17 protein-coding genes are annotated in these 21,357 nt (G+C 40.8%); 7 read left to right on the top strand and 10 right to left on the bottom strand.

Annotation, left to right across the window (positions count from 1 at the left end):
• The 3 genes from J4N25_RS00495 to J4N25_RS00485 all read left to right on the top strand — a co-directional run bounded on the left by J4N25_RS00495 (position 1) and on the right by J4N25_RS00485 (position 5,384).
• Positions 1–831 carry a DUF4249 domain-containing protein gene (locus J4N25_RS00495; RefSeq protein ID WP_207420162.1) on the top strand — a complete coding sequence of 277 codons (831 nt, stop codon included), beginning with the start codon at positions 1–3 and terminating at the stop codon, positions 829–831.
• 129 nt (positions 832–960) lie between these two features.
• A complete protein-coding gene (locus J4N25_RS00490) occupies positions 961–2,973 on the top strand; it encodes a BCCT family transporter (protein ID WP_207420161.1) in 2,013 nt (670 codons plus the stop codon).
• A 101-nt stretch (positions 2,974–3,074) separates the two neighbouring features.
• Positions 3,075–5,384 carry a S41 family peptidase gene (locus J4N25_RS00485; protein WP_207420160.1) on the top strand — a complete coding sequence of 770 codons (2,310 nt, stop codon included), beginning with the start codon at positions 3,075–3,077 and terminating at the stop codon, positions 5,382–5,384.
• Positions 5,385–5,706: 322 nt separating this feature from the next.
• Here J4N25_RS00485 and J4N25_RS00480 read toward each other — a convergent pair whose 3' ends face one another.
• Together J4N25_RS00480 and J4N25_RS00475 are read right to left on the bottom strand one after the other, a co-directional pair.
• Positions 5,707–6,282, bottom strand: coding sequence for a Crp/Fnr family transcriptional regulator (locus tag J4N25_RS00480; protein WP_207420159.1), 576 nt, complete (start codon positions 6,280–6,282; stop codon positions 5,707–5,709).
• Positions 6,283–6,328: 46 nt separating this feature from the next.
• Entirely contained in the window at positions 6,329–6,775 is a 447-nt protein-coding gene (locus J4N25_RS00475) for a DoxX family protein (protein WP_207420158.1), read from the bottom strand.
• A 168-nt stretch (positions 6,776–6,943) separates the two neighbouring features.
• Here J4N25_RS00475 and J4N25_RS00470 point away from each other — a divergent pair, with 168 nt between their 5' ends.
• Both J4N25_RS00470 and J4N25_RS00465 read left to right on the top strand, forming a co-directional pair.
• Positions 6,944–7,882, top strand: a complete 939-nt coding sequence (locus J4N25_RS00470; RefSeq protein WP_207420156.1) for a proline dehydrogenase family protein — start codon at positions 6,944–6,946, stop codon at positions 7,880–7,882.
• A 78-nt stretch (positions 7,883–7,960) separates the two neighbouring features.
• On the top strand, positions 7,961–8,176 hold the full coding sequence (locus tag J4N25_RS00465; protein ID WP_207420154.1) for a hypothetical protein: 216 nt from the start codon (positions 7,961–7,963) through the stop codon (positions 8,174–8,176).
• Here J4N25_RS00465 and J4N25_RS00460 read toward each other — a convergent pair.
• The 5 genes from J4N25_RS00460 to J4N25_RS00440 form a co-directional block, all read right to left on the bottom strand.
• Entirely contained in the window at positions 8,156–9,937 is a 1,782-nt protein-coding gene (locus J4N25_RS00460) for a cytochrome-c peroxidase (RefSeq protein WP_207420152.1), read from the bottom strand. The genes J4N25_RS00465 and J4N25_RS00460 overlap by 21 nt on opposite strands.
• 78 nt (positions 9,938–10,015) lie before the next feature.
• A complete protein-coding gene (locus J4N25_RS00455; protein ID WP_207420150.1) occupies positions 10,016–11,491 on the bottom strand; it encodes an alkaline phosphatase PhoX in 1,476 nt (491 codons plus the stop codon).
• 264 nt (positions 11,492–11,755) lie between these two features.
• Positions 11,756–13,270, bottom strand: a complete 1,515-nt coding sequence (locus J4N25_RS00450; RefSeq protein WP_207420148.1) for a DUF4394 domain-containing protein — start codon at positions 13,268–13,270, stop codon at positions 11,756–11,758.
• A 56-nt stretch (positions 13,271–13,326) separates the two neighbouring features.
• Positions 13,327–15,018, bottom strand: coding sequence for a PAS domain S-box protein (locus J4N25_RS00445; protein ID WP_207420146.1), 1,692 nt, complete (start codon positions 15,016–15,018; stop codon positions 13,327–13,329).
• Between the two features lie 136 nt (positions 15,019–15,154).
• A complete protein-coding gene (locus J4N25_RS00440; RefSeq protein ID WP_207420145.1) occupies positions 15,155–15,700 on the bottom strand; it encodes a hypothetical protein in 546 nt (181 codons plus the stop codon).
• A 469-nt stretch (positions 15,701–16,169) separates the two neighbouring features.
• Here J4N25_RS00440 and J4N25_RS00435 point away from each other — a divergent pair, with 469 nt between their 5' ends.
• Complete coding sequence (locus J4N25_RS00435) at positions 16,170–16,550, top strand: winged helix-turn-helix transcriptional regulator (protein ID WP_207420144.1); 381 nt, start codon at positions 16,170–16,172, stop codon at positions 16,548–16,550.
• 34 nt (positions 16,551–16,584) lie between these two features.
• Here J4N25_RS00435 and J4N25_RS00430 read toward each other — a convergent pair whose 3' ends face one another.
• Entirely contained in the window at positions 16,585–18,849 is a 2,265-nt protein-coding gene (locus J4N25_RS00430) for a response regulator (RefSeq protein ID WP_207420143.1), read from the bottom strand.
• Positions 18,850–19,033: 184 nt separating this feature from the next.
• Positions 19,034–19,399, bottom strand: coding sequence for a winged helix-turn-helix transcriptional regulator (locus tag J4N25_RS00425; protein WP_207420142.1), 366 nt, complete (start codon positions 19,397–19,399; stop codon positions 19,034–19,036).
• Between the two features lie 149 nt (positions 19,400–19,548).
• Between J4N25_RS00425 and J4N25_RS00420 the strand changes: the two genes are divergently transcribed.
• Complete coding sequence (locus J4N25_RS00420) at positions 19,549–20,154, top strand: FMN-dependent NADH-azoreductase (RefSeq protein ID WP_207420141.1); 606 nt, start codon at positions 19,549–19,551, stop codon at positions 20,152–20,154.
• Between the two features lie 131 nt (positions 20,155–20,285).
• Here the strand turns inward: J4N25_RS00420 and J4N25_RS00415 are convergent, their stop codons facing one another.
• Positions 20,286–21,197 carry a sterol desaturase family protein gene (locus J4N25_RS00415; protein ID WP_207420140.1) on the bottom strand — a complete coding sequence of 304 codons (912 nt, stop codon included), beginning with the start codon at positions 21,195–21,197 and terminating at the stop codon, positions 20,286–20,288.
• Positions 21,198–21,357 lie beyond the last annotated feature (160 nt).

The following is a 21,357-nucleotide window of genomic DNA, read 5'->3' as shown; positions in this document are numbered from 1 at the left end:
ATGAAAGTATCTCAATTGATCGCATTGACATATAAGAAATCAGAAGCAAAGGTTTTTACGCTGCTTCTACTTGCAGGTATATTATTTGCAAGTTGTGAAAAAGTAGTAGACATTGATCTAAAGGATTCAGAACCTAAACTGGTTATTGAAGCCGAGGTAAATGATTTGGACACCAATCACGTGGTAAGGATTTCTAAAACCATTCCCTTTACTGAAACAAACAGGTTCAATAGTCTTTCAGGGGCCCAGGTGGTGCTAAGTACTCCCGGGGGACAGAAGATTACTTTCACCGAAACCGAAAAAGGCGTTTACAAAAGTCCAAAGTTTGCAGGAGTGCCCGGAACGAGATATGTGCTTGATGTAAACGTGGAAGGTAAAGTGTATACCGCAAGTTCTACCATGCCGTTAGCCGTAAAACTGGATTCACTGGGCTTTAGAAAACTGTCTTTTTTTGGCGAGGAAGTGATTGTTCCACTTGCTTATTACAAAGATCCCAAAGAAGCGAAAAATCAGTACTTGTTCAGGATAAAAGCCAAGGATGAAGAAGTACAGGAATCCCTTACCGAAGACCGGTTTACTAACGGGAATAATGTTACTGAAACGCTTTTTACCGATCTTGATGAGCTTGCAGAAGGTGATTCCCTGGAAGTTGAAATGCGTGGGCTGGATTTGCCTGTTTATAAATATTACTTCGCCATTGCGCAAATTTCCGGAGAAGGCGGTCCACCTGTAGCCCCCTCCAATCCCAATTCGAATTTCAATAACGGCGCGTTGGGGATTTTCAGTGCTCATACCATTTTTACCTTGAAGGCGGTGGTTAAGTTGAAGTAAATTACGTGAGTGATAGCGCTTAGAGGGCTGCGGAAAACAGGCGCATATGTATATTACAGTACTTTAGATCGGAGCCTAAAATAATCTTGACAACAAAAAACCTGTTGTGAAGGTTAAGGATAAAGTTCTATGGTTCAACGCAATTTAAAATCAACCCTCGACAGAGACATTACCGTTCCAGGCCTAACATTCATTATTGGCGTTTGCCTCCTTTCGGTCTTTTTCCCTCAGGGTACCGAGGAGGTTTTAAACCATATAAAACAATTCATCTTTGTTAATTTGAATTGGGTTTATGTTTGGTCTGTTACCATATTTGTGATCTTTTTGGTCTATTTGATGTTCAGTAAATACGGGGACATCAAATTAGGGTCTAACGACAGTAAGCCTGAGTATTCATTCTTTTCATGGATCTCTATGTTGTTTGCCGCGGGGATGGGAATTGGGCTTATGTACTTTGCTGTTGCCGAACCAATTTCTCATTACTCAACCGAAGCTTTTGGGAAATATTATATCAACAGAGCAAAGAACGCACAACTGTACACGTTCTTCCACTGGGGGATCCATGCTTGGGCTGTTTATGGTCTTGTTGGACTTTCGTTAGCTTATTTCGCATACAGGTACCGCTTGCCTCTATCACTTAGAAGTTGCCTTTATCCACTGTTGAAAGGAAAAGTAAATGGAAAATGGGGAACTGCTATTGATGTTTTTGCTTTGTGCAGCACTTTTTTCGGAATTACCACTACTCTCGGATTTGGGGTAGTACAGATTAATTCTGGTTTGAAAACCCTCGGGATCTTACCTGAAACGAGTTTTGGATACCAAGTTGGAATTGTAGCGGTATTAGTTTCATTTGCTATTTTTTCAGCAACGTCCGGGGTGAATAAAGGAATAAAAATACTTAGCAATATCAATATTGGAGCATCTATTGTGCTGCTTCTTTTTGTTTTAGCCGTGGGGCCGACCGTGTATTTGATCGGCAGCTTTACGGATGGCTTAGGTAATTACATTAACAATTTTTTTAATATCACCTTTAATACTCACGTGTACGAAGAGGAAACGCTCCCCTGGTTTTACAACTGGAGTATCCTCTACTGGGCTTGGTGGATCTCATGGGCACCATTCGTAGGCTTATTTATTGCCCGCATATCAAAGGGCCGTACCATTAAATCCTTCGTCTCCGCTGTACTGATCCTTCCCACCTTATTTAATTTTATATGGTTCTCTATTTTCGGGAATAGTGCCATCTGGCTCGACTTCAACATTACAGGTGGGGCATTAAGCGAATTGGTTAACGATCCTGACGCCCTGATGTTCCGATTTTTGGAGTTGCTGCCAATGCCGTTTATCTCCAGTTTTTTGGTGATCACCATCATCGTTATCTTTTTCATGACTTCGGCCGATTCGGGCATATTGGTAATGGATAGTATCGCAACGAGAAACTCGGGAAAGTCGCCAGTTTGGCAGAAGGTATTCTGGGGTGTTTTATTAGCCGTACTAGCATTGATGTTATTAAATGCAGGTGGATTACAAGCATTGCAAACGATGACCCTGATCACTGCTTTACCATTTTCACTGATCATGTTGCTGTTTACCGTTGCTTTGATGAAAGGCCTTGTGATCGACTATAAGTATTATCAACGCGGTTTTTCGGTATCAACTGTTCCCTGGTCGGGCGATTTGTGGAGGCAACGATTAAAGGAGATCATTTCGTTTAAAAACCGCCCATCTGTTGACGAGTTCATAAAGGTTAATGCCCTGGAAGCTTTTATGGAACTTAAAAAAGAGTTCGCTACTAATGGCATTGACGTGAAGATAAAGTCAAGTCAGAACCCTGAAAGGATTGAATTGGAGATCTCGCATGATGTTGTGAACAATTTCATTTATGGTGTAAAAAGCCAGGTAAGAATGGTTTCAGAGCACTTGATAGACGACCATAACCTTCCTGAATTGCAGGACAAGCAAATCTATTATCCCAAAACCTTTTTTGGGGATTCGAGGGAAGGTTATAATGTGCAGTATTTTACGAAAAATGAACTGATAAGCGACGTACTTAAGCATTACGAACGCTTTTTGGATATTGTGGCAGAAACGGCAAACGAAATGTTTATCAGCAGCGATGCTAATAAAAACAAGGAAACCTAGTTTCAAAAAAAGGCGCGAAGGAATTAAAGATGTTAACCTGTGTTAAATTTCTGGGTATTAAACAATAATCGGTTAATTTCAAAGCTTTAATCCTAAGCATTATGAAAAATCTCCTATCCTTAGTTCTTATTGTTTTACCCTTTACGGTTTTTCCTCAAGTGCCCGGACAGCAGAAGATCAACAATTTGGCGACCTTTGGCCGCTTGTATGGTTACGTTCGATATTTTCATCCTTCAGATGTGGCAGCAACAATAAATTGGGACCGCTTCCTGTATTATGGTGCAAAAACAGTGGAAACAGCAAAAAACAGGCAAGAACTAGAAAAGAAGCTTAATTTTCTTTTCAATCCTATTGCGCCTTCTGTAATTATATCAGCCCGCCCTGCTTTTCAGTTTCCCCAAAATGCACTAACACCACCTGCTGAAACTCAAGTGCAGGATATTTATTGGCAGCATTACGGCTTTGGCGGTTCTAATAACCAACTATATAAGAGTGTACGCGTTAACAGATCCTCCCCCGACAATATAAAATCTCATGGCTTTGGTACCGCAACCAGAGGCATAGATGCAGTTCCCTATAGAGGAAAACGCTTCAGGTTACGTTCTATGATTAAAACCGATGGATCCGGAGGTAGCGGACAAATGTGGGTAAGGGTAGATCGAGACGGTAATAAGATGGGCTTCTTTGACAATATGGATTCCCGTCCCGTTACTAAAACCCAATGGGGGCGTTACGAAACGACGGGAACTGTAGATAAGGACGCCATGGCAATAGCTTTTGGAGTATTTCTTAGCGGCAAAGGTAAAGTTTGGGCGGATAATTTCATTCTTGAATTTGAAGACCAGGGAAAATGGAAAGTGCATGAACTGAAAAACTCTTCTTTTGAAACTTCGGCTGCAAAAGCCGAGGATTGGAACACTGCTTCGCCCGGATATATTTACGAAGTAGTTGACGATGCTGCAACAGATGGAAAACGTTCCTTGCTAATTAGAAACAAGATAAACGAGACAATAGACACTGCTATATATAAGCAAAGACCGGCTTTTGGCGATTTTCTACAAAAGGATCTGGGATCCGGAATCTTGGTAATGATTCCACTTGTATTAAAAGGCTCAAGCACCCATACCTATCCTGTGGGCGATTCAACTGCGTTAAAAGCGATTCAAAGTGCTATGAATGCTTCATCTCCGCAGCAATTTAACCCTTCCGATCCTTATGTTCGGCTGGCAGGGGTAATTACTACATGGAATATCTTCAAGCATTTTTATCCCTACCATGATGAGATTGAAACGCGATGGGATGAACAATTACCGGCTTCCCTTACAACGGCCAGCACCATTAAGACCGGGAAAGAGTATCTTATATTGCTGCAGCAGCTTACTGAGAAACTGGCAGATGGCCATGTTTCCGTCAGTGGACCTGAAAGTCCCGAATGGTTTACAATTCCCGTAGCTCTTACCCTTGCTGAGGAGAAAATTGTTATAGATAAAGTTTATCATAACGATAAAACCATTCCGGAAGTACCTCTAAAACCAGGAGATGTCGTGCTTAAAGTAAATGGAAAGCCTGCATTGGACGCTTTGGATGAATTGAGGAGCAGGATCTCGGGTTCGAAGCAATGGAAAACTGATGTTGCCCTCAGACAGCTCTTCCTGGGGAAACAGGATTCGGAAATCCGCCTGGTTGTTCAACAAGTTGGCCAGGCAGAAAGAGAAGTCGTTCTTAAGAGAGCGCCGTTTAGTTCGACGAATGATAAGGAGGCGATCCGATATCTAGGAGACGATAATTATTACATCGATATCAGCACTGCCTCAATGGATAGTATCAGGGCCGCCTTACCTAACTTGTCGAAAGCAAAAGGGATCATCTGCGACCTTCGGGGCTATCCTAAAGGAAACCATGAACTGATCAATCACTTATTAACCGTGAAGGATACCAACAAATGGATGTTTGTGCCAAGAATTAGTTATCCCGACTATGAAAAAGTGAGCTTTGATTCGATGGGCTGGGATATGAAACCGAAGGAGCCGCACCTTTCAGGAAAGGTAGTTTTTCTTACTGGCGGCGGAGCAATCAGCTATGCAGAAAGCTATATGAGCTTTATCAAGCAGTATAAACTTGCTACAATAGTGGGACAGCCTACTGCCGGGGCTAACGGCAACGTGAATATGTTCAGGCTTCCCGGAAATTATATTGTGCGATTTACGGGAATGAAAGTTCGCCAACAGGATGGATCTCAACTACAGGCAAAAGGAATTCAACCGGATATACTGGTTGAACAAACTATAAAAGCAATTTCAGAAGGTCGGGACGAATACATGGAAAAAGCCCTTGAAATAATTAGCAGTTCCAAAACAGCGCCGGGCAATTCGATCCATTTTATGGACAGCCCTGTTAAGCAAAAGTTTTAGTGGGGTGAGAATCTTATACAGGCACAAAAATGTGTACTGAATTAGTTTTTCCATGCATGTGAATTTCATTATCTTGGGACTATGAGGTGAATTTTCTACTGGGGTACGAGTTTTTTGAAAAGTTTTCTGTCCTAATGAATACGCAAATAGGCTTAGCAAACCTACAGCCTAACCTAGGTGGCGAACAACGAGACGGAAGCCTGAGAAACAAGGCCTTTGGTTTTTCTATTGCTTATAGCTTTTAATAACCTATGACAATGCATAAATAGGAAACTAATCCCCTTACTCAACCCGGAATAATCATGCTTAATTCATGAATAAATTACTTTGTATGAAGTCTCTTTTTTATTTTGCTCAAGAACTCGGCAGACATCCCAAGGTATGCTGCTATTTCTTTTTGGGGCAATAGACGATCCAGTTGGGGATATTTTATTTGGAAGTTCAAATACCTTTCTTCAGCATTAGCAGATAGGTTTTGCAAAGTCCTCTCCTGAAAATTAGCGTAGGCGTTTTGGATAATGATTCTGAAATACCTCTCCAGTTGTGGTATTTCTTTCATTAAACTGGAGAGGTCGCCGTAAGATATTAGACCAACGGTTGTGTCTTCCATCGCTTGTGTGGTAAGTGTGGCTGGAACTTGCTTTATGAAGCTGTTAAAATCTCCAGCCCACCATCCTGGTACTCCAAATTGGATAATATGGCTTGCTCCCCGTATATCACTATAATAAGTCTTTATGGAACCCTTAAGAATAAAAATGTCATACCTGCAAACGTTACCCGGTGATACTAAAATTTCCCCGCGGCGATATTGCTTGGTCTTAAATCGCTCCAGGACCATTTGAGCCTCGTCTGCACTTAATTTTACATGTTTCCGAATGGATTCAAAAAGCAGTTCCACAAAGCAAACTTAACAAATATCTTTAGGGGATGTAGCCAGATTTCTTTTATGCTTTTTGAGCATATCTATTCCAGATCCACCGGTCTACAGAAAATCGTCCGGCTCCGTCCAACAGAAGAACAGAAGCAAGGCCGATTACCAGGAGATGGTACTCATACCCTTCTCCTCCTTGATGGCCAGTCCAATTCATAAAGAAACCATGGGAAAGGTGACTGGTAATTATCATGCCGATGAACATTACCATAGTAACAAAAGCACTAAACCTCACTAGAAAACCCGTGAGAAGAAGAATTGGCAACAATACTTCCAACACAATAACAGCAATACCGAGGACAGAAGGCAAGCCCATGCTTTCTGTAAAATAGGCCATGGTAGCGTTGAAACCATAACCACCAAAGTTCCCGAAGGCCATTTGTAAACCATGGGGTAAAATCACCAGAGCTAGTATTATGCGCGCTGCGAAACCTGATAACTGTGTAGTTGAGTTCAACATTTTCATTTTCTTGAAGATTAAATATTTTTGCAAATCTTCAATTTCCAGCCTTGAAAAAACTTGAACTGGTTCAAGTTTTTTGATAAGACTTTTTGAAAACTTTAGCCTCACATTGCTACCACTCTTCAAGGTCTAGAATACTTCATTATTAATACAAATACTATAAACATGAATACATTAATTGAAAATGCATCAGAAGCGCTAAGACAGATAGCGTTGAACCAGGAAGCTAAAAATTACATCCTAGAGAATAAAACTATTTACCATATTCTGAGAAAAGCTGCCGATCGGTATATAGGAGGAGAAACTCTTGACGAAGCTGCTTCGAAGCTGAAGCAGTACCTTTCAAGCGGATATAAAACATCTGTAGAGTATATGGGCGAAAATACCTCGACTAGTACCCTTGCAGAATTGGCAACAGAAGAATTTCTCAAAATAGCTGATCTTATAACAAGTCAGTCATTAAAAACATCGATAGCACTAGACCTATCCCACATAGGCTTAACTGTGTCGCGGGAACTTGCGCTCGAGAACTTGACCAAACTTTGTAATAGGGCTCAGATAAGTAATATAGAGGTAATGGCTAGCGCTGAAAATGTTAAATTGACAGATGATGTCCTTCGGGTTTACACGGAATTGGCCCCGAAATACAAAAACCTTGGAATCACGCTTCAGGCATATCTATATAGAACGAAAGATGATTTCCAGGAAATCCTAAAGTATCCCGGTCGGATACGGATTGTTAAAGGAGCCTTCGAAGCTCCGGAATCGATGATAATGCGCAGATCTCCTGAACTTAATACTGCTTTCCTAGGCTATATAGACCGTTTGCTATCAACACGCCACAAGTGTTCTATTGCAACCCATGATGATCTCATTCAGGATCAGTCTGAAAAACTTATCGAGCTGCATAGCCCACTGAACGAAGATTATGAGTTTGAAAGCCTCTATGGCATTCAGGCACAAAGACTGGCTAGATTGAAAAATAATGGACATCCCGCGAAGGTCTATTTTGTTTACGGCTCTGAATGGTTCCTTTATTTATTTAACAGACTTGCGGAAGAGCCCTCAAACGTTTATCAGGCCATTTCGGATCTTGTAAAATAAAAGTGATCTTCAATTTGTGCGTTCCTTTAATACAGCAACAATCTTTTTTAAATTTATCATACTAGTATACAACTGTGAATGTCGCGAAGTGCATGTGCTGCCGAATGCGAAAAGCATACATTCTTCTCACTTGCTAATATAAATAATTGGGATACTGGTCGTAGCAGTGCCTACGACCAGTATGAATTAAGATTAAATGCTTGTTGCAGCAATGCAAACGGCCTTGATAGTAGAAAACATCTACAGTTCCTGATCTTTAATAAGAGCCTTTTGCTATTTTTCTTCGTCAGTTAGTGTTCTTAAAAAATGAATGATGTCTTGTTTTTCTTTTTCGCTCAATGCCAGTTTGTCAAAGGGTAAGGTTTGATGCTCCAGGTTCATTCCGATCCCATTGCCTCCGCCTAGTTCATAAAACTTCAACACCTCTTCCAGGGTGTTATACACCCCGTTATGCATATATGGTGCTGTCAATGCTATATTCCTTACCGTTGGTGTTTTGAACGAAAATTTAAGCGGTTCTAATTGGTTCTGTTTATATCTGCCCACGTCAGAATCAATTTTCGCGTTACTCCAGGCAATACTCTCAGGCACACCAATTACTTCCGACTCGGTATTGTTATACCATGGCGGAACCGTTCCGCTATAAACAGGTATAAAATGGCAGGTAGCGCATTTGGCCTTTCCAGCAAAAAGGTTGAAACCATTTTTTTCGCTTTCGTTGAGACTGCCCGTACCTTTGAAATAATGATCAATTTTCGAATTAAAGGGCATCAGGCTTCTAACATAAGATGCAATGGCATTCCTGATCTCAAAAGGGGTAATTGCCTTTGAATCGGGGTATGCTTTTTTAAATAGTTCTAGTAGCTTGTCACTTGAAGAAACCCTTTCTTTGATTTCTTCCGGAGATAGATTGAATTCTTCCGGGTCCTTCATCACACTCTCAATCTGATTTTCTAAATCCTGTGAGCGCATGTCATAAAAGAATGACTTTTGAAATGCAGCGTACAGCAGAGTGGGAGAATTGCGCCTGATACTGTTGCTGTGGACGTTTGCATTGGAAGTGATTTTCCCATCTGTGAATGCCATTTTTGCATTATGGCAAGTGGCGCAACTCATGCTATTACTTCTTGACAACTGAACGTCGTTAAATAATATTTTACCCAACGCCGTTTTTTCAGCGCTTGATTTGGAGGCTGCAAAAGGCGAAAAGGCATCAGGATTTAATTTCTTTCCTTGCATTAAATCGGCAAGATGACCGGAAAATACTTTATTATCCCCAAAGTTTGGGACGTCTTTTAGAACGCTTTTAAATTCATCCTCAAAAGTGATGCTTAGAGGCATTAAGCTCGATTTGATAAATTCCAATCGGTTGAAACTATCAAAATCATTATTCTTTTCGATATACTGTTTTGCTCTCTTTATCGATTCAATAAGCTTTGTGCTAACCTCATGGTCGTTCACATCACAGTACATCCGGTAGAACGCTTCAATTCCATCAATACTATACTTAGCCTCGTCGATAGAGTTAAAAGCTACCGGAGAATCGAAGCCTGTAATTCCCAAAGTAGCAATTCTTATAATGTGATGCTGAATTGCCTCGTAAAAATGGTGGTTCTGGACAGGAAGGTCTTTAAAATTTTGACGTACGAAATTTAAATCTGTTCTTAAAATACGTACTTGTTTCTTTAATTCTTGCAGGTCTACGCTATCGCTATAAATTATTTCTTCGATTACCTGAAACCCGGCTGCCTCATTAATCATATTGTCATCCGTCTTGATTTCGGGTAAGGCTGGCCCATTAATCCTTCTGGAGAGCCCTTGAAAATAGTATTCAACAAAAGGCTCAATGTTCTTATACTGTTTTCTGCTTTGTTTGAAGTTTAAAAGGAGGGTTTCTTTGTTTCCGGCCTCCTCCAATTGTTCTAAAGTTAAATTTAAAGAATCAATTTTAGCTTCAATATTAGCCTGAATTCTATCTTCAAATGATTCAGGGCTTTTATTGGTACAAGAAAGAACGTATAGTAAAGTAAAAATTAAAAACAGTATTCTGGTCATACATCAAAACTGAACGTTATATAAGCAAAAAGACCTTTCGCTTATATAAACGAAAGGTCTTTTATCAGTAATTATATTTTACCTTGGAACACCCTTTAAGATAAGTGTTTGACCTCCGGATTTGTAAGACTGAACAGAAGTTGCCTTGCTTGGATTTAAGAATTTATTTCCCTCTTCCCAAGTATGTGCATGGATATTGATAGTAAATGTGCCGGGTACTCCAACTACATCAGAAATATCAACCATAGCTCCATGCTCCCAAATTCCTTTCTTTAATTGATTTGCGCCTGCAGGATTGTATTTTGTACCTAAAACACTTGCGTCGCCATGGGTCATATCCATAAATACTTTTTTGGTTCCATCGCTGATTTTATACTGCCAGATCAAGGAATTGTGTGTGGCTTCAGGCCAGAAAGAATCTCCATCCTCCTGAATATAAACGTAGTTTTCAGTTACACAAAGATTATCTGGATTAACAATATCCGAACCCTTTACGTTTGCACCGGTTGGAGAAACGTCGCCATCGGCAGCAATTTTCAATGTTCCTTTCAACGGATCATTAGCATCCAGCTTCAGTTGATACATCCTTCCCATATAGGTTTTTTCAGATGAACCAGCTACACCTGTTGATACAAAATAGATCTCTCTGTTGTTAGCAGCAGAACCTTTGCGATAATCCAAATCTTCAACACGGGCAAACTGAATTGATTTAAGAGTCGAATTTAAATTCTCAATTTCAGGTCCGGTTAAGTTTTTCGCATTCGGAACTTCAACAAATTCAACATTGTACGTATTGTTCCAGGTCATTGCTGTTTCAACCTGATTCAAGTCAGTTCTTCTTAAAACGTACAGCTTACCGTTGTCCAGATCGCCAACGGTATTCGAAACATACAGATAAACTTGTCCGTTAGAAGCGTCTTCACCAGTGATGATCACTGTTTTTCCAGGATAAGCATTTTTATGAAGAGGAACAGCATTCTCGCCACTGTATTTACCTAAAGCTGGTTTAGTTCTGTTGTTTCTTGAAGGGTCTGCAGCCGCAATAGGGTCGATGGCATGCGTCATGGCATTCACATTGGATTCTCCTGTTGTTAAAAACATAGGACCAAAACCATGCTCAGCAGGTGTAGCCATAGTGGCAGAACAAAGTCTAAATCCACCGCCGTCTGTATTTACAATATACTCCCCTTTGGTTATATTTAATTGTTTGTCTAGATAAAGTCTTGATACCGCCCATGTATTTTCATGATTGGTAACCATAATATATCCGCTACCGTCAGGATTCGCGATAAAACCCTGGCCGTCTGGAGCGCCTCCGTAAACCATATCGCCTGAATTTGGAATAGGGTCTTCGCTACTTACTAGTGTGTAAACTCCCACGTTTGAAAAGTCAGAGCCCATCTTAACAAAGGCAGGGGTAATTGAACGATTTTTAAACTCAACTGATGGTGCAGGTTTGTTCTCTTCGTCCTTAGTTTCATCCTGCTTACAAGAAACAAGAACATTGCTAACTAAGGCTGTAGCCAACAAGGTAATTGAATAAAAGTTTTTCATTTCTCTCAAGTTTTATTGGCCAAAAGTAAGGGTCGTTGTTTCATTGGAAGTTAAGGTAATGTTATGATAAATGTTGTTTACTTTAAACTTTGTATATTTTTTAATGTTGGGCTAGCCTGCCGGGCTGTACTGGAGGTAGCAGGTTTAAAACTTTCGGAACTTTATTGCATAGCTTTCAGCAGCTCGGAAACAAAACATTTTGCCGGAAAAAGAAAAGCCGCCCTACCACAGGCGGCTTTCTACTAAGCATCAAAAAAACGAATCTTAAAATCCTAATCCCATAGCAAAACCACGCACTGGTGAGTTAAAGCTTACGCCAGATTTAACTGTTGCCATGCCGGTAGTGGTGTTGATTGTATATAGTCTTGTTGCGCCGCCTACAGTAAGCACTGCGTAAGCCATTCCTGAGGTGCCGCCAATATCAAAGCCGTTTGCTGCTTGTGCATCAACTCCCAGACTGCCTACTTCAACTAAGCCGCCCGCATTTGGTGGGTCTTGTTTGTATAGTTTATCGTTTCCGGAATCTATATCGAACAATGTAGTTGTTGTTGTTCCGGGAAAGTTATTGGTATAGGCGCCAGCACTTACAGATGGTGAACCAGGATTTAATGAACCATCAACTGCGGCTATCAGTCCGGTATTTGGATCCAAACGCAGGTTTTGACCCGTATTACTGATCACACGAATTCGGTCTACAACAGGGTTAAAGTCGAAACCAAAAGAAGTTCCACTAAGCAAAGTAACCAAAGGGGACATACCAACCTGAGCTGCTGCTCCGCTTGACAGGTTAATTGTATAGATTCTACTGGTGCTACCTAAAGCATACAGCTGACCATTAACGGGGCGGAAGTCTATTCCGTGAATAGTTTCTCCTGCCTGCATACCAGTAATAGCTTTTGTTATTATATCGGCCTTTTCAGGATTAAAGATCATCAGGTTGTTACTCTCGTCAACAGCATAAGCAACCGGCTCGGTAGGTATTGCGATACCTACAATGGTATTAGGAAAGTTACCCAGACTGACAGTTGTTCCATTCTCTACATTTATCTGGTAAAGTGCAGAAGTACTGCCATTCCCTACGGAGGCAAGTGCTATTCCTGAAGGAGAAATATCGAAGGAAGACTCAGTGGCAGAACCTGTGAAGCTGAGAGAACCTACTTCCACAAGGGTTCCAGCATTTGGTGGGTCTTGTTTGTAGAGCTTTTTAGCAGTAACGTCAATATCAAAAAGTACGGTACTTGCTGCCCCAGCCTTACTGTTGGTGTAAGCAACACTTGAGATTGATGCGCCTGCTACACCATTGATATTTCCATCAACAACTGCAACAGCACCAGTTTCAGGATGCGCGCGTAAATTCTGACCACTGGTGGTTACGATCCGGATACGGTCTACCGTAGGATTGAAGTCGAACCCTGCTACGCTACCTGATAGTGCCGGCGTGAAAGGACCAGCGCCTATTGCTGTAGCTTTTCCGCTGGAACTAATAGTATAAATGCGGCTAGTGCTTCCCAAACCGTAAAGCTGACCGGTAGCGGGACGATAGTCAATGGCCAGTAATGTCTCGCCACTTTGCAAACCGGTAATGTTAATACTATTTGGCATCATTCCAAGGTTGTTTGCGTTGTAGGACTGAAGAGTGCCTGTAGATGTTAGTGCTGTAAACATCAGGTCGGGCTTATCAGCTAGAGGATCGCTGTTGTCTTTTTTGCAGCTGAATAAAGTTGTTGCGAGGAGCAGTACAAACAAAGCTGCTGTACGCGTAGTAAAGGTTGTTCTCATTTCGTATCTATTATTACCTGAGATACGAATATTTTAAAGGGATGGATTTTGGGAAATTATATATTTGTTAGGTCATCCCATCGAGAAGTTTTTTCTGCAACATCTTTAAGGATATGGTCAAGCTCATGAGCACTGTTCTTGAGCATATCCAGTAACTCATTATCTCCCTTCTCTGCGAGCAAATCAATAATTCCCAAAATATTGGCAAGCGGTTTACGTACCAGATGAGAGTTTGAATGAGCAATTTCCAGGATCTTTAAATTTCTGGCCTCTATTTCTTTCTGTTTCAACTTTAAAGGAGTAATATCGCGCATTGACCCAATCATTCGTACAACCTTTCCCTGCTTATCCTCCATGACGAAGGCTCGATCTGCAAAATACTTATAACTACCATCAGCGCATTTGAAGCGGTATTCTTTTTCCCACTTACCCAGCTTTTCAGTTGCTTTATAAACACTATCCTTAATATGTTCCCTATCATCAGGGTGAACATTTTCAAAAACCCAACTGCTACTCGTACGCCCTTCTGTTGTTTCATACCCCAAAAGAATTCCAAAGGCTTTGCTCCAATGAAAGTGATCCTTCTCAAGATCCCAATCCCACAAAATATCGTTTGTCGCACTAGCTAAAAGATCATACCTCTCTTTGCTTTCTTCTATTTGTTTTTGGGTATTTTTTCTTTCAGTAATGTCTCTGAAGAATACTGATAAACCATTTTGAGAGGGATAGGCGTAGACATCGATCCAGATCTGCAAGGGTGGAAAGTATTCTTCGAAATGAACCGAAACCTGATCATTCATAGCCCGGTGGAATTCGCAATAGAATTTCAAGGGTATTGCGTCTTGGTAAACGTCCCAAAGGTTGCGGTTTATTATTTTCTCTCTAGGCATGCCGAGAACTTTTTCCGCTTCGCAATTCCAGTAGGTCACATTCCAATCAGAATCTACTGCATAAAAGCTATCTGTAATACTCTCCAAAATTTCCTTTACCCGTTCAGACTGCTTTTTGATCTGATTTTCTGCCTCCACTTTTTCGGTTGCGTCTTTAGCTATGCAAAACAACATCCTATTTTTAGGGTCCCATCGCGCTGACCATACTACTGGAATAAGAGAGCCGTCCTTTTTTTTATACCTGTTTTGAAAATTTGTCAGATTCTTTCCACTAATCACCATTTTCCCAGCCTCAATGGTAGCTTCATGATCTTCCTCAGTTACAAGATCCATAAACAAGCGTCCAATTAGTTCTTCAGGCTTATATCCCCAGACTTGTATAGAAGCTTGGTTGCATTCTATAAATCGACCGTCTTTATCGAAAGCGCAGATAACGTCTACCGAGTTATCCATTACCTGCTGTAACTTGTAAGCTTTATCAGCAATTTCCTGCTTGAAATCTAGTGCCTCCTGCATATTTTGCACAATAGTGAGCCAGCAGGAAAGACCATTGTAGTCAAATGGTGAGGAGTAAACCTTGACATAAAATGCCTTGCCGTTCTTATCCAGGTGCCTGGTTTCCCAAACATTCTTTTTGCGAGGGTTAGAATTAGAGATACAATCGCTAAGGAATGGCAATTCTTCGGGAGGGCGAAGGTCTTTTAGTGTTAGGCCAACAAACTCCTCGCGACTGTAGCCATATTGTGAAATTGCGGCTTCGTTAACCTCAACTATTTGTAAAGTATTCGCCAGGAAAATCCACATGGGTTGAGGATTCTCATGAAAGAAAAGGCTGGCTCCATCATGGAAGTAGTTCACGTATACAATATCTGAAGTGGTGTATAGGCTTTTACGAGGATAACCGGTTTTTGTTACCTGTTATCTTTTGCCATTGAAAATAGCTACTGCAACTTTGAACTTAGAAAGAGCTTAATGAAGATCCAGGTAGCTTTATTTATCTTACCCTTATTACAAATTCCTGAATAGCAAGTGTATCGTATTTACCCAGGCTCTTTACAAATTCCTCGTTGAATTCATTGAACAATACTCCTTCCTCCCTTGAAGCCAGAGCTGCACCTCTTTCTGGAAAATATTCGTTTCGAGACAGTTTATAAGCAAAACATGAAAAACTTAGGGAGTTTAAGGAACCTCTCGCTACGCGGATCTCTCTTCTATAAATATAAGCACCGCCCTGAATTGAAGGATCGGCATACCTGGTCAAACTAGGGTGACGGTAATTGGAACTGTAGTCTGCGACATAAGGAGAGTAGAATAAATTGAGCCCATCCTTCCTTTCTACTCTATACCGGTAGTCGGGACTGGAAAAGTACGCTGTATCAATACTGCGAAAGGTAAGGTTCCCCAGCCGCTTTCCAATCAGGTTTGCATTAAACATCTCACTGTTGTTAACAAAAGCGGATATCTTAGCAGGCGCTTTCACCTCCAGTTGATTAGTGAATAATTGTACACCAGATTTCCTCTCAACCTTTTGACTTTTCATAGTTAAGGGAAATTCAAGAGGCCTTTCGTCTTTATTACAAGAAATAAAGATGACAGACATAAATAAATAGAAACAAGCGATAAGTTTAAGATTCATTTTAGTTTGTTGATAAATTAAACCGGTAACCAAAGATAAAACTCATAAGGAGTTTTCGTAGGCCAACCCTTAAAATGGTTTACCGGCTCCTTTGGTGCCGCCTGTTACCAGGGCAATTTTACCTTCTAACTCTTTTTTACTTTCGAACTCTAGTGCCATAGGACTTCTGTTTTATGAGATTTAATTTTTCATTTATGCCATACGAACCCTTCACTCCTAGCCTTTCTCCGTTTGCAACGGGCTTTGGATTGTGCTGGATTCTGGTCCAAATTTCGATAGTACATAAGGCTCTAACAAGTACGGACTTACGATTCAAATAGGGAGAATTTTATCCCTATTGCCCGAATGAAATGCCCGGGTTATATTTGTATTTATGTACGAAAGAAAGATTTTGCCATACCTGAATTGTGGGCTTGACTTGGTGGGAGAAGTACTTTATGGAAAGTGGAAAATTCGCATACTTTGGTTCATTCACGAGGGTAACAAACGCCCGAGTGAGCTGCAACGCAAAATTCCGGACGCTACAAGGCGTGTTCTAAATATGCAACTAAAAGAATTGGAAAACCATGAACTGATTACGCGCCAGATCTTTGCTGTGATGCCTCCAAAGGTGGAATACAATCTTACTGATTTTGGTAGATCATTGATACCTCTGATCCATGCCATTGGGCTTTGGGGAGATGAACATCAGGAGCAGCTGAAAAAGGTGATCCTGAAACAGTTTCCGCAGGTGCCTATGGAGCTTGAAGAATAGCAGGAGGATTAGGATAATTCCCTTTATGCGCTCTTCAGCGGACGCTACTCATTTCTTTAAGAACATCCTTCAAATCCTCCAATTTGAATGGCTTTGAAACAAAGGCGCTCATACCAGCATTCAAACACTTTTCTTTATCCTCGGGCATTACATTGGCAGTCATAGCAACGATTATAGGTTGCTGAATATCTTTATTCAGCCTGATTGTCATTGTTGCTTCAATACCATCCATCTCCGGCATCAGCATATCCATTAAGATAAGATCATAGGGGTGCTCGTTAAGCATATCTACGGCTTCTTTCCCATTCGCTGCAATCTTTGGATAGTAGCCTAATTTGTTAAGGACGCGAGTTGCTAACTTCTGGTTGATTAGGTTGTCTTCAGCAATAAGGATATCGAAAGGAAAAGCTGTAGCGAAATCATCGCTAAGTGTTACAATCATTCCGGCTTCAGGAAGGCTGTTTTCTGATTTTAGCTTCAGTTCCTGTTGCACGATAGATTTTAGCTGCGCTTGTTTAATAGGTTTGTTTACTACCGAGTTAAAAAGTTCTGGATATTTGGAACGTGATTCATCACCTACCGAACTAAGTAGAACAATGGGAGTTGCGGGATGTAAAACTTTCGCGGCCCTTGCAAAGCTTACTCCATCCATTTCGGGCATTTGCATATCCGAGATGATCAAGTCAAAATGCTGGTCTTTCAACAAGGCGAGAGCTTCGGCTCCGGAAAGTGCAGGCAAGGCCTTAATATTCCAAAGAGCTAACTGCTTTTGCAATATAGACAAGTTGGTTTGATTATCATCTAGGATCAACACCTTTTTCTTATCGAGGCCTGCAGTGCTTAGTGTTACATATTGCCTTTCCGAACTGTGCGCTACGCGGGTTTTTAAAGTGAACTTAAAGGTTGTCCCTACTCCTACTGTACTGGAAACGCTTACATCTCCCCCCATAAGTTTAATAAGACGTTCACTGATAGCCAAGCCAAGTCCCGATCCTCCATATTTGCGGGTAGTTGAAGAATCTACTTGCGAGAAGGCCTTAAATAGTCGGGATAACTTATCTTCCGGGATCCCAATACCTGTATCATGAATACTGAAACTTAGGTCAAGATCATCACCTACAGCATTAACTAGATTGACTTCTACAAATACTTCCCCCTGCTGAGTAAATTTTACTGCATTACCAACAAAGTTGATTAGAACCTGTCGCAAACGCATACTGTCTCCAACTATCATTACAGGTAGCAAATGATCCATTTGATACACCAGGTCTAAACCTTGTTGACCTGCTTTACTAGCAAAAACATCGAGTACAGCCTCTACACAGTGGCGAAGGTTAAAGTCATGTTTTTCAAGTTCAAGATTACCCGACTCGATCTTTGAAAAGTCCAGGATATCGTTTATGACGTGTAGCAGGGCATCCCCGCTGTTATTAATCACGTTTACATACTCTTCCTGTTCTGCATCCAGCCGGGTTTGAGCCAATAGTGATGCCATTCCGAGTACTCCATTCATTGGAGTGCGAATTTCATGACTCATGGTTGCCAGGAATACACTTTTTGCCTGATTGGCTATGTCTGCCCGTTCTCGCTCAGTTTGCAGCAATTCATTCATTGTGCAAAGATGTTCGGCCTGAGATTTTAGTTCTTCCGACTGGGTTTGCAGTTCTTCATTCAGCGCTTGGAGATTATCTGATTGCTGCTGCAATTCGAGAGATTGAATTTTTAGGTCGGCATTTAGTTGTTTAGTATTATTGGTCTCGGCAATTAGCGCATCTTCATGTTGTTTCGCAAACTTAACTCCCTGATAAACAAAACCTAATGCCATGCTTATTGTGGATAGGCCATTAGCGATAAAAAGGTAATGATAGTGTTCGTCTGAAATTTTTTCCCAGGTACTTATTTCAGGCACAAAGAACATACAAATAAGGAAGGACAAAGTAGTGATACCAAAATAAAGGAACATTTCCTCTTTAAATTTTTTCGTGGTGTCTATCATGTAGGGAATAGCAATGTAGAACGTCAGAAAAAACATATATCCACCAGCTTTTAGTCCCTGCAAATAGACTACCAGGATAATAAAGAGGCTCACTATAAAGGTGTTGTTGAGTGTAGGATTTTTTACGAATCCCTTTTTTAGCAGTAATAAGTGCAGCGACATGACCAAACAATAGATTACCATGGCACCACCTAAATAATTAAATCCCAGCAAGTAAAAGGCAGCTGCTAAAAGTACACCTACTACTATTGATGTTGATGATATTTGGGTTATCTTCTTTTTATCTTCTTCCTTTTTATCCACTTACCTAAATTGTAGTTCAGGCCACTTGTACGCAGTTTATTTAAGGAAGTTATTATAATTATCCCAGCCCTATCCTGCCTTTTGCTTTGGTTCGTGAGTTTTGGCCGGAATGGCAATTAAAGAGTAACTATTTTTGAATTCATACAGAGTTTATGGTAATGGATTGCTGCTTAGCGGATCTTCATTATTTACGCATACTTTGCTTAATCTTTTCCCGGTGCTGCATCCCCCAGTCCCTCAATTCAAACAGTATTTTAGACAAGGATTTACTATAGGGAGTGGCTTCATAAATAACCTTTGCCGGCGAACCTTTATAGACACGACGGACTATAAACTCATTTAACTCTAGCTCCTTAAGGTCTTTAGCAAGCATCTTTGGACCGATACCGTGTAATATCTTTTGCAATTCCCCGAAGCGTCGGGGAGACTCAGTAAGTGAGAAAATAATAACTAGCTTCCATTTGCCGCCCAAAACGTACAGCGCGTCGCTAATGTAGTTTACGCTTGTAATACATGTTTCCCCTGAATGTATGATTTGATCTTCAATCATTTCCATAAATGTAAAGGTACTCACTTCCTTTGATGGAAGCGCTTCCCTGGAGGGAAGTTAGGGTTTTTAACCATTCACCAGGGCTAACTTTGTCTAAAGTTATTACCGGCAAATGTCCGGTTTATTCGAAACTCTATAAAATATTAGTAATGAAAACTATTCTTCACTTAATTTCAAGTCCCCGCCAGGATGCTTCAGTAAGTATTCAATTAGGCAGAGCCATAGTAGAAAAATTACAGCAGAAATATCCAGGCAGTAAGGTAAACGAGGTGAACCTGCTCAACGAGAACATCCCACATCTTGACGCGCCCCATCTACAATCGTTTTTCACACCCGAAGAACAGCTCACTTCTGATGACCGCGACAACATTCTGTACTCTGATAAGTCTATTTCAGAATTGATGGAGGCTGATGTAATTGTTCTTGGAGCACCGATGTATAATTTTACTATACATTCGTCGCTTAAAGCCTGGATAGACCATGTTGCCCGGTCAGGTAAGACCTTCCGCTATAGTCAGGAAGGTCCAGAAGGTCTTGTAAAAAGCAAGAAGGTTTATATTGCGGTAGCTACTGGCGGTGTGTACTCATCTGGGCCTTATGCTCCTTATGACTTTGTAGTTCCTTATCTTAAAAGTGTTCTAGGCTTTCTAGGAATGACCGATGTAACTGTTTACCGAGCAGAAGGTTTAAACATTCCAGGTATACAGGAAAATGCTTTAGATAAAGCTATTGCTGATGTTGAGGTAGGTGTTTAAGTTAGTATTCAATAAGAATCAGGCCTGCTACGCGTTTCGGGTAGCGGCCTACTTCTATCAACTCTTCAATAACACCTATAGCTTCGCGGTAATAAAATGGTTGAACCCAACGAACTCATTCTAGTTCATGGTTAAGTTCCTAACTTTTGCTTTCGTTCGTGAATTTTAGCCGGACTGGCAAAAGCATAAAAAAGTTTTTCTTTAATGCCCTTTGCCTTCCTCACGTCTTTTGCCATATCTACAAATTCATGAAAGTTAAGGAATATTGGATCCAGTCTGTCGCCAATTTTACTCGTTAAGCCGTATTCAGGCTTTTCATTTTCATCATGGTAAGTGCCGAATATCCTGTCCCAAATGATAAACGTAGCAGCGAAGTTTTTATCAAGGTATTTCTCCTGCGAACCATGGTGCACCCTGTGATTGGATGGGGTAGCGAATATATATTCTATCACAGGATGAAGTTTGCCAATATACTCCGTATGTACCCAAAATTGGAAGAGTACAGCAATTTGACTCACTACGAAGAATATAACGGGGTGGAATGCCATCAAGGCAACGGGCACAAAGAATATGATCTTGAGGTTTTGGATCCAGCTAAGTCTGAATGACACCGTCAAGTTATACGTTTCGGCGGAGTGATGAACAACGTGGGTAGCCCAAAAGAACCGGTTGAAATGAGATATACGATGCGACCAGTAGCTAAAAAAGTCGAAAACGATATAACAAGGAATGATGGTCCACCAGTTGAACTCCATGCGCCACGGAACTAAATTGTAGATCCAAACTGCTGCGTAGAGGATTACTACCTTAAAAAAGACACCAATCCCTACACTTCCAAATCCAACCAGGGCAGAGCCTATTGATTCCTTTAGACGGTAGTTTTTGTTTTGGAGATACCACGAATAACCAATTTCGAGGAAAGTAAAAAAAGCCATCGCAGGAATGGCATAAATAATTAATTGCGGTGAATTTTTCTCAAGGTTGGTGATCTCCTCAAAAGGAATTTGCTTTGCTCCAAAAATACTTCCGTCTAATAAAATCATAACAGTTCCAGATATACAATTCCTTTAAAGGATAAACGCTTGATTTTGTTTAAAATTCTGAAGGTAAGAAATTAATGTTAGGTTTAGAATTTACGACGGGATAAGTTCTTGATTTGCGCGAGGTGGTTTTTACGATATGCGGATACATTGAAAGCAAATG

The organism is Desertivirga brevis, assembly GCF_017355835.1.
The sequence above is the reverse complement of the archived record's forward strand: the minus strand, read 5'-3'. Positions and strand labels throughout refer to the sequence as shown.

Excerpts from the sequence above, each read along its gene's own strand:
- J4N25_RS00465 (WP_207420154.1), top strand. The coding sequence starts at position 7,961 with ATGTCGCGAAGTGCATGTGCTGCCGAATGCGAAAAGCATACATTCTTC.
- J4N25_RS00495 (WP_207420162.1), top strand. The coding sequence starts at position 1 with ATGAAAGTATCTCAATTGATCGCATTGACATATAAGAAATCAGAAGCA.
- J4N25_RS00435 (WP_207420144.1), top strand. The coding sequence starts at position 16,170 with ATGTACGAAAGAAAGATTTTGCCATACCTGAATTGTGGGCTTGACTTG.
- J4N25_RS00460 (WP_207420152.1), bottom strand. The coding sequence starts at position 9,937 with ATGACCAGAATACTGTTTTTAATTTTTACTTTACTATACGTTCTTTCT.
- J4N25_RS00425 (WP_207420142.1), bottom strand. The coding sequence starts at position 19,399 with ATGATTGAAGATCAAATCATACATTCAGGGGAAACATGTATTACAAGC.
- J4N25_RS00415 (WP_207420140.1), bottom strand. The coding sequence starts at position 21,197 with ATGATTTTATTAGACGGAAGTATTTTTGGAGCAAAGCAAATTCCTTTT.
- J4N25_RS00475 (WP_207420158.1), bottom strand. The coding sequence starts at position 6,775 with ATGTTGAACTCAACTACACAGTTATCAGGTTTCGCAGCGCGCATAATA.
- J4N25_RS00470 (WP_207420156.1), top strand. The coding sequence starts at position 6,944 with ATGAATACATTAATTGAAAATGCATCAGAAGCGCTAAGACAGATAGCG.
- J4N25_RS00485 (WP_207420160.1), top strand. The coding sequence starts at position 3,075 with ATGAAAAATCTCCTATCCTTAGTTCTTATTGTTTTACCCTTTACGGTT.
- J4N25_RS00420 (WP_207420141.1), top strand. The coding sequence starts at position 19,549 with ATGAAAACTATTCTTCACTTAATTTCAAGTCCCCGCCAGGATGCTTCA.
- J4N25_RS00450 (WP_207420148.1), bottom strand. The coding sequence starts at position 13,270 with ATGAGAACAACCTTTACTACGCGTACAGCAGCTTTGTTTGTACTGCTC.
- J4N25_RS00440 (WP_207420145.1), bottom strand. The coding sequence starts at position 15,700 with ATGAAAAGTCAAAAGGTTGAGAGGAAATCTGGTGTACAATTATTCACT.
- J4N25_RS00490 (WP_207420161.1), top strand. The coding sequence starts at position 961 with ATGGTTCAACGCAATTTAAAATCAACCCTCGACAGAGACATTACCGTT.
- J4N25_RS00455 (WP_207420150.1), bottom strand. The coding sequence starts at position 11,491 with ATGAAAAACTTTTATTCAATTACCTTGTTGGCTACAGCCTTAGTTAGC.